The organism is Alkalihalophilus pseudofirmus (genome assembly GCF_029094545.1).
In the GTDB taxonomy this organism is placed as follows: Bacteria; Bacillota; Bacilli; order Bacillales; family Bacillaceae_D; genus Alkalihalophilus; species Alkalihalophilus pseudofirmus.
Genome location: NZ_CP117835.1, coordinates 2,259,012 through 2,273,653 on the forward strand (window position 1 = coordinate 2,259,012; position 14,642 = coordinate 2,273,653).

13 protein-coding genes are annotated in these 14,642 nt (G+C 40.7%); 1 reads left to right on the top strand and 12 read right to left on the bottom strand.

The features are described 5' to 3' along the window. Nucleotides 1-17 precede the first annotated feature (17 nt). From panF (PQ478_RS12195) to PQ478_RS12240, 10 genes are all read right to left on the bottom strand, one after another. Nucleotides 18-1,469 (bottom strand): sodium/pantothenate symporter, encoded by a 1,452-nt coding sequence (gene panF, locus PQ478_RS12195; protein ID WP_289234426.1) that lies wholly within the window; start codon nt 1,467-1,469, stop codon nt 18-20. After that, a complete protein-coding gene (locus PQ478_RS12200) occupies nt 1,466-1,756 on the bottom strand; it encodes a YhdT family protein (protein ID WP_022627843.1) in 291 nt (96 codons plus the stop codon). The genes panF (PQ478_RS12195) and PQ478_RS12200 overlap by 4 nt, the downstream gene beginning before the upstream one ends. A gap of 112 nt (nt 1,757-1,868) precedes the next feature. Further along, nucleotides 1,869-2,630 carry an SDR family oxidoreductase gene (locus tag PQ478_RS12205; RefSeq protein WP_289234427.1) on the bottom strand — a complete coding sequence of 254 codons (762 nt, stop codon included), beginning with the start codon at nt 2,628-2,630 and terminating at the stop codon, nt 1,869-1,871. Nucleotides 2,631-2,648: 18 nt separating this feature from the next. After that, nucleotides 2,649-3,734: a tartrate dehydrogenase gene (locus PQ478_RS12210; RefSeq protein ID WP_289234428.1), complete on the bottom strand. Its 1,086-nt coding sequence runs from the start codon at nt 3,732-3,734 to the stop codon at nt 2,649-2,651. A 39-nt stretch (nt 3,735-3,773) separates the two neighbouring features. Continuing rightward, nucleotides 3,774-5,228 carry an aldehyde dehydrogenase family protein gene (locus PQ478_RS12215; protein WP_289234429.1) on the bottom strand — a complete coding sequence of 485 codons (1,455 nt, stop codon included), beginning with the start codon at nt 5,226-5,228 and terminating at the stop codon, nt 3,774-3,776. 152 nt (nt 5,229-5,380) lie between these two features. Beyond that, on the bottom strand, nt 5,381-7,177 hold the full coding sequence (locus PQ478_RS12220) for a sigma-54 interaction domain-containing protein (protein ID WP_289234430.1): 1,797 nt from the start codon (nt 7,175-7,177) through the stop codon (nt 5,381-5,383). A 127-nt stretch (nt 7,178-7,304) separates the two neighbouring features. Next, nucleotides 7,305-7,610 (bottom strand): hypothetical protein, encoded by a 306-nt coding sequence (locus PQ478_RS12225; protein WP_251189218.1) that lies wholly within the window; start codon nt 7,608-7,610, stop codon nt 7,305-7,307. Nucleotides 7,611-7,727: 117 nt separating this feature from the next. Further along, nucleotides 7,728-8,927, bottom strand: a complete 1,200-nt coding sequence (gene purT, locus PQ478_RS12230; protein WP_289234431.1) for a formate-dependent phosphoribosylglycinamide formyltransferase — start codon at nt 8,925-8,927, stop codon at nt 7,728-7,730. 158 nt (nt 8,928-9,085) lie between these two features. Continuing rightward, the gene (gene panF, locus PQ478_RS12235) at nt 9,086-10,522 is read right to left on the bottom strand and encodes a sodium/pantothenate symporter (RefSeq protein ID WP_289234432.1); all 1,437 of its coding nucleotides are present in this window, start codon (nt 10,520-10,522) and stop codon (nt 9,086-9,088) included. Continuing rightward, nucleotides 10,519-10,827, bottom strand: coding sequence for a YhdT family protein (locus tag PQ478_RS12240; RefSeq protein WP_075682883.1), 309 nt, complete (start codon nt 10,825-10,827; stop codon nt 10,519-10,521). Before PQ478_RS12240 ends, panF (PQ478_RS12235) begins: the two co-directional genes overlap by 4 nt. Before the next feature lie 137 nt (nt 10,828-10,964). On the opposite strand from PQ478_RS12240, the gene PQ478_RS12245 reads away from it, so the two are divergent. Then, a complete protein-coding gene (locus PQ478_RS12245; protein WP_075682882.1) occupies nt 10,965-11,873 on the top strand; it encodes a VanW family protein in 909 nt (302 codons plus the stop codon). A 99-nt stretch (nt 11,874-11,972) separates the two neighbouring features. Here the strand turns inward: PQ478_RS12245 and PQ478_RS12250 are convergent, their stop codons facing one another. Both PQ478_RS12250 and PQ478_RS12255 read right to left on the bottom strand, forming a co-directional pair. Then, nucleotides 11,973-13,061, bottom strand: coding sequence for a hypothetical protein (locus tag PQ478_RS12250; RefSeq protein ID WP_289234433.1), 1,089 nt, complete (start codon nt 13,059-13,061; stop codon nt 11,973-11,975). A 125-nt stretch (nt 13,062-13,186) separates the two neighbouring features. Then, nucleotides 13,187-14,476 (bottom strand): glycoside hydrolase family 18 protein, encoded by a 1,290-nt coding sequence (locus PQ478_RS12255; protein ID WP_012959088.1) that lies wholly within the window; start codon nt 14,474-14,476, stop codon nt 13,187-13,189. Nucleotides 14,477-14,642: the final 166 nt, after the last annotated feature.

Here is a 14,642-nt window from a genome sequence, read left to right on the forward strand (position 1 = left end):
TCCCTTCAAAAAATAACTTAAGCATTCACTTGGTTTTCCGTTGAAATCGATTGATCCTTTGTTATTAAACTAACTGCCACAAACGCGATAAATGAAAGAATGATTGGAAAAACAACCGTATGAACTCCGAAAACGTTTGGACTGAATGTGTGAATAAGAATGTAGGTACCTACCCCAACCACCATTGAAGCAAGCGCACCATGTTTATTCCCGCGACTCCAATACAGTCCCATAATAACCGGCCAGATAAATGCTGCTTCAAGACCACCAAAAGCAAATAAATTTAACCAGATTAATAGATCAGGCGGACTTAATGCCAAAGCAAAGACAAGCACACCTAGTAAAGTAGTTACACCAAGCGTTATACGCTTCACTTGTTTATCAGAAGCAGTTGGCTTGACATAATTAAGGTAAACGTCTTTTACTACAGTTGAGCTGACCAATAAAAGCAAGGAGTCAACTGTTGACATGATAGCAGCCATTGGTGCAGCTAGGACAATTCCTGCCAGCCATGGAGGGAGAACTTCTAATGTAATAAGCGGCATAACAGAATCTCCAACTTCAATTCCAGGTAAAATGGGGCGTGCAAATACCCCGATCAAATGCATACCAAGCATAATAAATCCAACAACAATAGTTCCTGTAATTAAGGCACGATGCATCGCCTTCGAGCTTTTATAAGACATAGCACGCACAGTTACTTGAGGTAAGGCCACGACCCCAACTCCAACTAAAATCCAGAAAGAAGATACATAGGCAGGTGTTAAGCTGCCATCATGACCAAACGGGCTTACAAGATTCGGGTTCTCAGCTATGAGGTCTGACATAATGTTGCTAATCCCACCTCCAGCTATAATGGTCCCTATTAAAATGATGAGAGTACCACCAACCATTACAACACCTTGAATCGTGTCTGTTAGTGCAACCGCTCTAAAGCCGCCGATGACTACATAAACTAACACTGCAACCGCGAAAATAAATAATGCGGACGTATAATTAAGGCCTGTAAGTGATTCTATTAATCTTGCACCGCCAACCCATTGTGCAGTCATTGCAGAAAAGAGAAAAATGATAATACTGATTGCAGAAAAAATAGCTACTCCTTTGCTTCTATACCGTTTTCTTAAAAAATCAATTAATGTAATCGCTTCGTATTTACGAGCATAAATGGCAAACTTTTTACCAAGTATCATCAATACAAAATAACCTGTAGCTACTTGAGCCATCGCTAGGAGCACCCATGCGAGTCCTTGAGTATAAGCTACACCTGGTCCGCCAATAAAACTACTTGCACTGCCGTACGTAGCAATCATAGTCATCGCTAAAATGAATCCACCAAGCTCACGACTTCCTAAAAAATATTCCTGCAGAAAGTTATTTGAAGATTTAATGTAGCGTGATGACCAGAAACCAACTACAAAGATCGAAAGCAAGAAGATGATTAAAGGAATCATTACTGCCCAGTTCATTGAATCTCCTCCTCTTCTTCATCTTCAAATGGAACTTCTACAAAGAAACCTTTTACTGCCACTATTACTAATACCACCATAATTAGAAAACCTACTACACAGCTATAGAAAAACCAAGAAGGCAGCCCAAATATATATGAATATTCTTCTACCGGCCTAGACCCTAATCCATACGCAAAACCAAACCACCAGATAAAATTAAATAGTACTAACCCCACACCGATTAATGCCTCACGGTTGGCAATTTTAAATCGAGGATCATTTGGATCAATTTGATTATTAGCCATACGTAATAGCTCCTTTCAAATAGAAATCAAGGAATAAAGATTCGTAACTAGGTCTAGGAGGATAGATACATTTACTTTTTCTTAATTTTCTGTTATTTTTCCATATAAAAAACTAAATTCCTCTTCCCCCATCTACATTTAAAATTTCTCCTGTAACACTTCTGGCTGCATCCGTTGATAAATAAAGGGCCGCCTGAGCGATTTCTTCCGATTGTATCAACGCACCTAATGGCATGCTTTTCACAAAAATATCATTTATATCTTCATTCTTTGATTCATCAGCGAGGAATTGAGAAATCATTGGTGTTTCAGTTGGTCCAGGGTTAATGGCGTTCACCCTGATTTTGTATGGAGCTAATTCTATCGCTAATGCTTTAGTGAGCATAATTGCTCCACCTTTGGACGCGCAGTATGCATTTAAACCTGGTCTAGCTCTAACCCCAGCAATTGAACAAACATTAATAATAGATCCAGAATGCTGCTTTTTGAAATAGGGTACAGCATATTTAGTTGTTAGAAAGATTGACTTTGTATTTACATCCATTAAACGATCCCATTCTGCCTCCTCTAACTCTTCAATCTGAGTAAATGATTGAGGGATTCCCGCACAATTAACTATAATATGAAGGGTTCCAAACTTTTCGACTGTTTCAGAGATTAAAGACTGGACACTTTTAGCATTTGCTACGTCTGCTTTAACGGTGATAGTCGTATCGTTTGAAAAAACACTTGCTGCGTCCTCAGCTGCCTGCATGTTAATATCAGCAAATACAACATTGGCCCCTTCGCGAACAAATAGCTGTGCTACAGCTTTTCCCATGCCAGAACCTGCCCCAGTTACCACTGCGGTTTTACCTGCTAATTGTAATGCCACACCTCTCACCACCTTAGATTAATTAACGAATTGACTTAATTGCTTAAACTTATGGACAATAGCCTCTCCTACTTCAACTGTAGACGAATTCCCTCCTAAGTCTGGTGTGCGTACAAGCCCTTCTTGAAGTACCTCTTCAATCGATTGGATAATCAGCTCACTTAGTACCGTTAAACCTAAGTGATCCATCATCATTGCAACGCTCCAAATCTGCCCAATAGGATTAGCAATTCCTTTTCCTGCAATATCCGGTGCAGACCCGTGAATCGGTTCAAACATAGAGGGGTAATGAAAGTCAGGATTGATATTTCCTGAAGGAGCTAACCCTAACCCTCCTACGATCGCTGCACCTAAGTCGGTTAAGATATCACCAAATAGATTACTGCCGACAACAATATCAAATTCTTCTGGCTTAGAGATAAAGTAGGCTGCTAGAGCATCAATATGATAGATATTCGTTTCTATTTCAGGATGATGACCGGCTATTTCTTTTGCTATCTCATCCCAAAAAGGCATTGCAAAGTTAATAGCATTTGATTTAGTTGCAATCGTCATGTTTTTCTTTTGTTTTTTATTGGCTAAAGTATATGCATATTCTAAAATTCTTTTTGTACCGAATTTCGTAAAAACATTGTTTTGGATTGCTAATTCATAAGGGGTTCCTTCGTGCAGCCTCCCCCCAATATTTGAATATTCACCTTCTGTATTCTCCCTTACAACTAGAAAATCTAGGTCATCATGCGTCTTATGACGTAATGGACTCTCAAGACCTTTAAGCAGTTTAATCGGTCTAAGATTGACATATTGTTGAAACGTCCGCCGTATAGGAAGGATCAGTTCCCAAACTGATACATGGTCAGGCACTTCAGGAGCACCAACTGCACCAAATAAAATGACATCTGAATCTCTAATCTGATCAAGCCCATCTTTTGGCATCATCATTCCGTTTTTTAAGTAATAATCACACCCCCATCCGTATGATTCATATGAAAAGCGAACCCCTCCATGAAGCTTTTCAGCTGCTTCAACGACTTTTAATCCCTCACGCATGACTTCCGGACCGATCCCATCCCCTGCAATGACAGAAATAGAAAAATGCTTCAAGCGAACACACCTCACAAACGTTTATAGTTTAGTAGATTTTTATGTTACTTTGACTGCAATATTTTTTAGCTGTGTATAATTTTGCAAAGCTTCAACACCCTTCTCCCTGCCAATACCGCTCTTCTTATAACCGCCAAAAGGCATTTCTACCCCTCCTGCAGCGCCGTAATTATTTATAAATACTTGACCGCTTTTTACTTTGTTGCTAACCCTGTGAGCACGCGAGATATCTTTTGTCCAGATACCTGTCACTAACCCGTAAGCTGTCCCATTAGCAAGACCAATTGCTTCTGACTCGGTTTCAAAGTCAAATACAGTAAGTACCGGTCCAAACACTTCCTCTTGAGCAATCTCACTTTTTGGAGAAATTCGATCTAAAATTGTCGGCAGGTAATAAAAACCTCTTGAATGAATGACCTCTGCTGGTCTACCTCCAGTAATCACATTGGCCCCTTCTAATTTAGCCTGTTCAACCATTGCTTGAATTCGGTCGAACTGTTTTTTTGTAATAATTGGTCCTAACTCGTTATTCTCTGCTCCAGGACCAATAGAGATAGATTCTATCAGCTTAACTAGCTTCGTCAGTAATTGTTCTTTGACTGTATGGTGTACAATTAATCTAGAACCGGCAGAACATGTTTGGCCTGCATTCTGAATAAATGATCGGACAATTACTTTAGCAGCTTCATCTAAGTCAGAGTCTTCGAAAACGATATGGGGTGACTTACCTCCAAGCTCTAATGTAACGGGTACGATTTGTTTAGCTGCAGCCATCATCACCTTGACTCCCGTATCATAAGAACCGGTAAACGTAATATGGTCAATGTCAGGGTGATTAATCAAAGCATCTCCTGCTTCATGACCGTAACCAGTAACAATTTGCAAAGCTGATTTCAATGTCTCATTACCAGCAATCAGTTTCCCTAGTGCTAGGATAGAGAGTGAAGCATCTTCAGCCGGCTTCACAACAACTGTATTACCTGTGGCGATTGCAGCCGCTATGCTTCTAGAAGCAATTTGCAAGGGGTAATTCCAGGGGATTATCTGTGCACTTACCCCAATAGGCTCTCTAATCGTATAATCAAGAATTCCAGGTTCCACTGGTATGGTTTCCCCGAACATCTTGTCTGCCATTCCAGCGTAATATTCAAAATAACGAGCGCTGTTTTCTACATCATTTTCTGATTGAGATAATGGTTTGCCTGTATCACTTGTTTCAATATTGGCTAATTCTGATTTATTCTCTCTTAAATTAGCTGCTATTTCATTAAGAGCTCTACCCCTTTGTGAAGGCTTTAATGACTGCCAAGATTCAGAATCAAACACTTTCTTAGCTGCTGTCACTGCGTGTGCCACATCTTGCTTTTGCCCACGTGGTATTGCGGTTATGACTTCCTGACTTTCGGGATTTACAACCTCAATCATTTCTTTATTCGAAGCATTCAACCAGTTACCATCAATGTACATCTTTTCCCAAATCTGTGTAGAGTCCATTTTCCTATCCCCCCGCTTTGCTTGAATAATGAGCTGGTACTAAATAACAAGCAAGAACTGTGCCAATTTTAATCCACATAAAAGTACACTACTTTAGAGATAAAGGTTGCATTAAGTTGCAAGAAACAACAATGATGTTGCAGATTGCAACATCATAGATTATATTTTTTTATTTTTCTCCATAAAGTGGTTCGATCAATACCTAAGGAGCGAGCTGCAAGCACTCGGTTATTATCATATTTCTCAAGAGCATGTACGATTAAATGCTGCTCATTTTCTTTCAGCCCTGCTTGTCTAGCTACTTCCCTTTCTTCCATATACGGGATAAATGGATTATCCGCTTTCAATACCGAACCTTCTTCTAAGACAACCATTCTTTCTACAACATTTCTAAGTTCTCTAATGTTACCCGGCCATTCATACTCCTTTAATTTTCGATAAACGCCTTCTTCAACCTCTAAAATAATAGAACCTCTTTCTTTATTAAACTCAGACATAAACATCTCTACGATGTCCGGTATATCCTCTAACCGTTCTCGTAGGGGAGGAATATCTAACGCAAGTACATTTAATCGATAATAAAGATCCGCTCTAAAACGCTGTTCCTTGATCTCAAGTTCAAGTTCACGATTTGTAGCAGCTATAATGCGAACATCTACAGGTATAATTTTATCTCCTCCAACGCGCCTGACCGTTTTTTCCTGTATCACGCGAAGGAGAAGAGTTTGAATTCTTTGAGGTATTTCTCCTATTTCATCTAGAAATAATGTGCCTCCATGAGCTAATTCAAACAGCCCTTGTTTTCCACCTTTTAACGCACCAGTAAATGTACCTTCAACATACCCAAACAGCTCGCTTTCAAGTAAATTTTCAGAAAGTGCAGAGCAGTTGATCCCTACAAATGGCCCGTATGAACGCCTGCTTGAAGCATGGATTCCTTGGGCAAATAGTTCTTTTCCAGTACCCGACTCTCCAGTGATTAATACGGTTGAGTCTGTTGCAGCATACTTTAATGCAAGTTTTTTAGTAGAGTGGATAATGGGGGATCGTCCAACAATATCCTCTAGGGAATATACCGTCTCTAACCCATTTTCATGTAACCTTCTTCTAAGTTTCAGCTCAGCTTTCTGAATATCAGTAATTTCTTTAAAATTCGAGACAGCACCGATCACTTTCTTACCAATTTTAATGGGATAGCGATTAATCACTAACTTACGCCCATGAACTGTTGCAAGATCTCCCATTTCTACGACACCTGTCTTCAAAACACGTAACATATCTGAATCAGGTATATAAGAGGTGATATTCTGCCCAATACTGTGGTTATCTAACCCAAGAATTCGTTTAGCATGTTGATTTACAAGCTTTATTATTCCGTCTTTGTCAACCGTTACAATCCCATCATGATCAGAATCAAGTATGGCATCAACTTGATAACGGTCCCTAATTACCTCTTCAGTAAAAGTCAGCATGGAGGCTGCAATTTGAACAATATTAATTAAAACAGCTTTACCTGGTGTGACAAAATTGAGATGTTGAAGCGGTATATGAACAAGTTCTTTTTTCAGCCAAATAGGTGCTATGTATGCAGTGCGATCATCTATTGCTATAGAGGAAGCATCTTTTAATAATACAAAAGAAGACGCTGAATCACTTCTTTTCAACCAATCTATTTCATCCTGAGTTCCAACTACTTTATAACTTGTTTCCTTATTATGATTTATATATTCTTGAATGTCCCAAGAAGTAATCATTATAGGAATAATAGGCAAAGGAATATGCTCTAACTCTTTCTTGTATATCGCAGGAGTCACTATGATCATTGGATTCATTACTTGGTCTAGTAGTGAATTAAGAGAGGAAAAATATTGAACTTTTATCTTTTCCTTTTCGAACAATGCTGCTAGCTCATCAACGTACATCTCATCAACTTTATAAAGTACAATCATTAGAACCTTCACACCCCTTTTATAAAGAGTTCTATAATTTGAGTAAAGTTCCTCTTTCTCTAAATCTCTAAGACTTTCTTTAAATATAAAAAAACCCTTAACACTAAGTGTTAAGGGCATCACCAACTCAACTAAACAACGGAACCACATTCGTATAACGGTTAAATTCTCTTACTTCCTCCGGGTCTTTCATCAGCTTGACAGCATCTTGATAGCTTTTCATTTTCTTTAGCATATCAATAAAAATCTCATCTGCTGCAGCTTGTTCCTGAAGAGATGCGAGCAATGTGGCGTTAGCTAAGAGCCATTCGAATGTTTTGGTTTCATAGTTTTGTTTCATATTCCAAGATAGATAGAGATAGGTCACTTCTGAAACTTCTTCTTCATTCCTCAGAAGGTCCTCACATAATGAAATCGCTTGTTCTTTATCCATGCCGATCATCCTTTATTATTCGCTCCCCTCATTATAGGTGAGATGTTAAGTGACATCTATGGACGAATAAAGGGAGTAGATTCAATGTTTTCCAGCTTACAAACAATGGAATGATTTTTAATTAATCGGTTGGACTTCCTTCTCATAAATAATGCCAATTTTCTCTGCAGCCTTCTTTGACTGTTCACATGCCGCGTCCACTGTATCAGCCGTGCTTAAGCTGACAGCAAGACGTCTTCCTTTGAGGGCATTCGGTTTTCCAAAGATCCGTAATTGTGTGTTAGGAACCCTTAGAGCGTCTTCCATACCTGTCATTTGATAAGTGTTACTTGCTTCTGTTGCTTTAATCGCATGGCTTGCGCCGTTTGAATGCAGTTCGATTTCAGTGATAGGCAGCCCTAAAATCGCACGAACATGAAGAGCAAATTCAGATAAATTCTGCGTGACTAATGTAACAAGGCCTGTATCATGAGGACGCGGTGACACTTCACTGAAGTATACTTTATCCTTTGTTAAGAATAATTCAACGCCAAACAATCCATATCCGCCTAGTTCATCAGTAATCTTTTTAGCAATTTGCTGTGATTCCTCGATTTGAGCAGCTGACATTTGGTGCGGCTGCCATGATTGTATGTAATCTCCACCCTTTTGCACATGGCCGATTGGTGCGCAATACGAAGTCCCTGATACAGAGCGGACAGTCAATAAGGTAATTTCTGAATCAAAGTGAATGAACTCCTCAACAATGACTCGTGTGCTTTTCCCGCGTCCGCCTTCAATCGCTTCATTCCACGAGGATTCAACATCATCAAATGTTTTACAAAGTGTCTGTCCTTTTCCTGAAGAACTCATAAGCGGCTTAATTACGCATGGTGTACCAATTTCAGCAACCGCTTTTTTTAATTCTTCAAGAGAGTCAGCAAACGCATAATTCGCTGTTGGCAGACCTAGTTCTTCTCTTGCCAAACGTCTGATTCCTTCACGATCCATAGTAAGCTTCGTCGCTCTTGCAGTAGGAACGACGTTAAAGCCTTCTCCTTCAAGCTCAACCAATGCATCCGTTGCAATGGCCTCCACTTCTGGAACAATGAGATTTGGCTTTTCTAATTCAATCACTTTGCGCAGTTCTTCTGCATCAAGCATATTTACCACATGACATCTGTGAGCGACCTGCATCGCTGGTGCCCCCGCATAACGGTCAACAGCAATCGTTTCCACTCCGAGTCTTTGAGCCTCAATGATCATTTCTTTTCCTAATTCACCTGATCCTAATAGCAGCATTTTTTTGGCATTCACTGTATTTGGCACACCATACATATGTAACGACCCCTTTATCAAATGATTGGTTTTAACTAATGATAACGCGAATCAGATGATATAATCAAGGTATTTTACACCATTTACGAACATTTATATATATTAGTTCATAAATAATTCGCTTTTATAACTTGCTAGATAAATGAAAAAGCTGCCCTCTACAGGACAGCTTCATTTGCAGGCTTTGTTAGTAAACTGACGACCACAAAGAAAATAAAGGATAATACGATTGGGAACACCACGGTATGCAATCCGAATAAATTCGGCGCAAAGGTATGAATAAGAATATAGGATGCCACTCCAACAATCATCGAAGCGAGAGCACCGTGTTTGTTCCCTCTTTGCCAATACAGTCCCATAATAACAGGCCATATAAAGGCCGCTTCAAGTCCTCCGAATGCAAATAAATTTAACCAAATAAGCAAATCAGGCGGGCTTAACGCAAGCATAAACACTAAAATACCGAGAGCCGAGGTTGTTCCTATGGTGATTTTCTTTACCTCTTTATCAGCAGCATTTGGCTTAATGTAATTTAAATAGACATCCTTAACAACAGTGGAGCTGACTAAAAGAAGCAGGGAATCCACCGTTGACATGATCGCTGCCATTGGTGCTGCGAGTACGATGCCGGCAAGCCATGGCGGCAGAACCTCCAATGTAATAAGCGGCATGACACTGTCAGCCACTTCAATGCCTGGAAGAATCGGACGTGCAAATACACCGATCAAATGCATTCCAAGCATAATAAAACCGACAACAATTGTTCCAGTAATCAAGGCGCGGTGCATCGCCTTGGCATTTTTATAAGACATCGCACGAACGGTTACTTGCGGCAGAGCGACAACTCCTACTCCGACTAAAATCCAAAAAGATGAGACATAAGCAGGCGTCAATCCACCGTCAAGCCCAAACGGGGTAACCAAATTCGGATTTTCAGCGACGAGATCCTGCATAATGTTCGTAATCCCGCCCCCTGCAATAATCGTCCCAATTAATATGATCAATGTACCAAATACCATGACCACACCTTGAATCGTATCCGTTAAAGCAACAGCTCTAAAGCCCCCGATAATAACGTAAAATAAGACCGCAACGGCAAAAATAAATAAAGCCGACGTATAACTTAACCCAGTTAGCGACTCAATTAATCGTGCACCGCCAACCCACTGGGCAGTCATAGCTGAAAATAAAAAGATAATAATGCTGAAGGCAGAAAACAGCACGACCCACTTGCTTTGATACCTCTGCTTTAAAAAGTCAACAAGCGTAATCGCTTTGTATTTTCTCGCGTAGATCGCAAATTTTTTCCCAAGCACCATTAAGACAAAATAACCTGTAGCCACTTGCGCCATTGCAAGTAGTACCCAGCCTAATCCTTGGGTATAAGCGATGCCAGGCCCGCCGATAAAGCTGCTAGCACTGCCGTATGTAGCAATCATGGTCATCGCTAATATAAAGCCGCCAAGTTCCCGGCTCCCTAGGAAATATTCTTGTAAAAAGGAGTCAGACCGCTTTAAAAACTTCGAAGACCAAAAACCAACGACAAAAATTGAAGCTAAAAAAATAATCAGTGGAATGATGACGGGCCAGTTCATTTAGACTCCCCCTCCTCATCCTCAAACGGAACCTCTTTGAAGAATCCCTTTACAGCAATAATGACGAGAACAACCATAACGAGAAATCCAACTACACAGCTGTAGAAAAACCATGCAGGCAGTCCGAATATATATGTATATTCACTCACTGGCTTAGAGCCAAGTCCATATGCAAAGCCGTACCACCATGCGAAGTTTATGATGACTAAAATGACTCCAATCAGCGCCTCTCGATGAGCGATTTTAAATCGTGGATCTTTTGGATCAATGTCCGGCTTATTTTTTTGCTCAAACGAACCTTTCATCGCTTACTCTCCTTTCTTTGTTTGTTCGTATTCTGCATCAGTCCATTATACAACGGAACACCCCGGCACTGTCGATTTTTTTCGAATGAAAATCTAGACCCAGACTCATACTAGTTTGAGGGGTGATTACCATTAAAATGTCAAGTGCACTACTATCCATCATACTTTTATTTTCTTTTATGCCGAGTGAAGAAACTCTAACGTTAACCCATGACGGTGAAACACTGATTACCATTCATCGCACTGAATTTGCAGATGGCATTCTTGGCAGAGCTGCTGTAGATGAGGATAAATACGCTGAGCTTGAGGATACCATTGCCACTCAGGTGTACATGGATCCTGTAAATGCCAAGCTTGATGAATTTGGCCAGATTATCCCTGAAGAAACTGGGATAACCTTAGACCGCAGAGCGTTTAGAGAGTTATTTTTTGAGTATTTTTACGGAAGCGAACGGGTCTCAACTGACGTGCCGACCTTTACTCTATTTGCAAAAGTAGATAAAGAACTGTTAAAAGAGATCCGCGCTGTTCAGATGGGTGCCTATGTTACCTATTTCAATTCACACAACAAGGAACGAGCCCATAATATTACCCTCGCAGCTGAAGCGATTAATAATTATGTTGTCTTTCCAAATGAACGCTTTTCCTTTAATAAAGCGGTGGGCAAGAGGACACCTGAGCGAGGTTACCTTCCAGCACCAGTCATTGTGCGCGGTGAATTAACGGAAGGAATCGGCGGCGGCATTTGTCAGGTTTCATCGACCTTGTTTAATGCCGTAGATAAAGCTGGCATGAACATCATTGAGCGTTATACGCATTCAAAACGTGTGACGTACGTGCCGCCAGGAAGAGATGCAACAGTCAGCTGGTATGGCCCTGACTTTGCCTTTACTAACAGGCATAATCAGCCGATTTTGATCCTCGCTAAAACGTATCACGGAACCTTGCTTGTAAAAGTCTTCTCATCGGAGGAAATTGATTATACACCGCGCGATGTTCCTCGTGCGCCTAATAAACTCCCGCCTGAAGTTGATGTAGATGAATAGAAAGGGAATTGTAAACGAAGCTGCCTCCAACATGAGACAGTTTCGTTTTTTTACTAATTGAGTGAATATCTCACTATATTATCAAAAAGAACCGCAATGTTAATTGATTGCGGTTCTAATCATTCTCCATTCACTTAGAGGAGATTCTCTTTGTAAGCGGAATGTGGTTGTGAGTTCTCTTTCCTTTTTCCCTCTCTCAGACAACCTGTACGTAAAGGGTATTTCCCGGTACAGAAGGTTATCTAAGCTAGGTGTGTGCTCTTTTGTGATTCGCATAATCTCTATCTGTTTTAATTCTTCCGTTCGGATGTCGGTTTTAGGTATATGAATTAATTTGGCCAAGTCTGAATCATTATGGTTGTATGCTGTTGCTAATAAATGTACGATATTTTCAGGCGTTTGCTGCTTTACAAAAGGAACAACTAACCCTGCAGCCTTGTGTATCATTACTTGATGAGACAAGTCCAAATTCTTCGTTTTATGTGTTACACTCCCTGCAAAATGAATACAAAAGTGACCTGGAAATCCATTTGCAAGGGCCCCGCCCCCATGCGGCATGCCATGCATAGAAGCAGCGATTTCACGGCCGTCATGTTGGATAAGAATCGCTCGACGCGCCCAGCTCCATTTTCCGCCATATATCTCTTTCATGATTTTTGTGTCTTCTAATGTTAAAGGCTGCACATCCGCATGATTCGCTCCTGCTCTGCGCTGTCCTCGAAAACTTAGTCCTGTTTCAAGGTCTGAAATCGTAAAACTCGTATACCTTGGGATGAGTTTATCCACTTCTTCCCATTCCATCAATTCACCAAAATGTTCTTCTTCTAGCCCGGTAAAGAACGTACTTAGCTTCTTCCATATCTCCTCTTTTTCAAATTGATATTTGGTCATAGTTGAGGGGTCATATAAATACCCTCTTTCATCAATTGAAAAAGCTTGTACACGATACCCTTGATCAACTAAAATCGAGCGGGTAGAGAAAGGGATTTCCCGGACCTTTTGAATGGGTTTTATGTTTTGCAGTGCTCGGTTGACAAGAGAAGACCGAATCTCAAGCTCTGTTTGATGAACAGCATCACTCGATGATTTGACCACAAGCATGATTGGCGCAGCTTCCTCTTTTGCTAAGGCAGAATGGGGCATCATAATGGCCATGAACAGTAGTACACTTACTAAAAGACGTGTCATTTTTTCCCATCCTTTATTGAAGTTTAACTTATACTCTTTAACTATTTGCAAAACAGCCCCCCATCAATCAGGGTGTTGTTGGAAATCAAAAAACCTCTAAACCACAGGGCTTAGAGGTGAAATACTTACACTCGTTTATTAATCATAAAATTGTCTTCAAGCAAAAGCCAGTTTTGTGGAAAATCCCAGCCGAGCACCCAGTAAAATAAACCACGCAGCCCAAATTCTTTGACAAGATCGAATTTAGCCTGAATGCTTCTTGCATCATCAAACCACACTTCATGCTGGCGGCCCTCTTCATCAACATACCTGAAATAGGGAGATTGAGCGGTTTGGTCATATTCAATGGCTGCATTGTATGTGGCAGCAAGCCTGATCGCTTCTTGATGATCAATGGCTCTCGCACGTGATTGACCTGCGACAAATGGCAGAGTCCAATCATAGCCGTACAACGGAATGCCCATCATAATTTTATCATTAGGCATCTGAGAGGCGGCAAACTCAATCACTCGCCTTACCTGGTCAATTGGCGCAACAGCTCTAGGAGGTCCTCCTGTCCAACCCCATTCATAGGTCATTAAAAAGACAAAATCAGCGACCTCGCCATGCGTCCGGTAATCATGACCTTCATATAAGACCCCTTCCATCCCCTCTTCCACTTGAGGTGCAAGCGCGCTCGATAAGTAAAATCCTTTTTCATCCAATCTTTCTTTTGCTTTCCTCATAAGATTGTTATAGGCTTCTCGATTTTCTGATCCTAAATATTCCAAATCAAAATCAAGTCCTAAGTAGCCTTTTTCCTCCATAATTGCGATCGCTTCGTCGAGCAGCCGGTCCTGCAGCTGTTCATCTTGCAAAATAGCAGTAGCAAGCTCTGTGCTGAAGCCACCATCTTCAATATTTGTAATGACCATAAGCGGAATCGCATTCTGACTGTATGCAGTATTTATAATCGCTTGATCATCAATCGGACGAAGCGTTCCATCGTAGTTCATTTCGTAACTAAATACCATCACAAATGTTAAATAGCGGGCCTTATCCCCTACAACATTTGCCGAATCTTCCCCTGTAATATTTAAATCAATATAACCACCCACATCAATAGCAGGCTTTTGACGGTATTCGGTCGGAATATACAACCTCTTCCACACATGCACGTCGCGTGTAGAATGAATTTGATTAACTTGAGTTATCAGCTCTGGCGGAATGTGATACCGTTGACTCACTTCCCAAATATTCTCACCAGGCTGCAGCCAGTGAAATCTCCCGACTGATGGAATGACCAACGCTTGCCCTACAACAAGCTGGTCGGCGTTTTCTAGCTGGTTTGCATCTACAATCATCTGATAAGGGATCTCATATTGTCTAGCGATTGACCAGACCGAATCTCCCGGTACCACCACATGAATTTGCAAATTCCCGCCCCCCTCTTATCTTATCTTTTCTGTGCCGTACTTTGCTCCTCTAAAAACGGTATTCATAAAATGAAATATAATGCCTGGACACTTTAAATATCTCTTGCAATTTTTTGTGTCATTTGACTAGGTCATGAATAGGCTAACGATGAGAGCAAAACAAGGA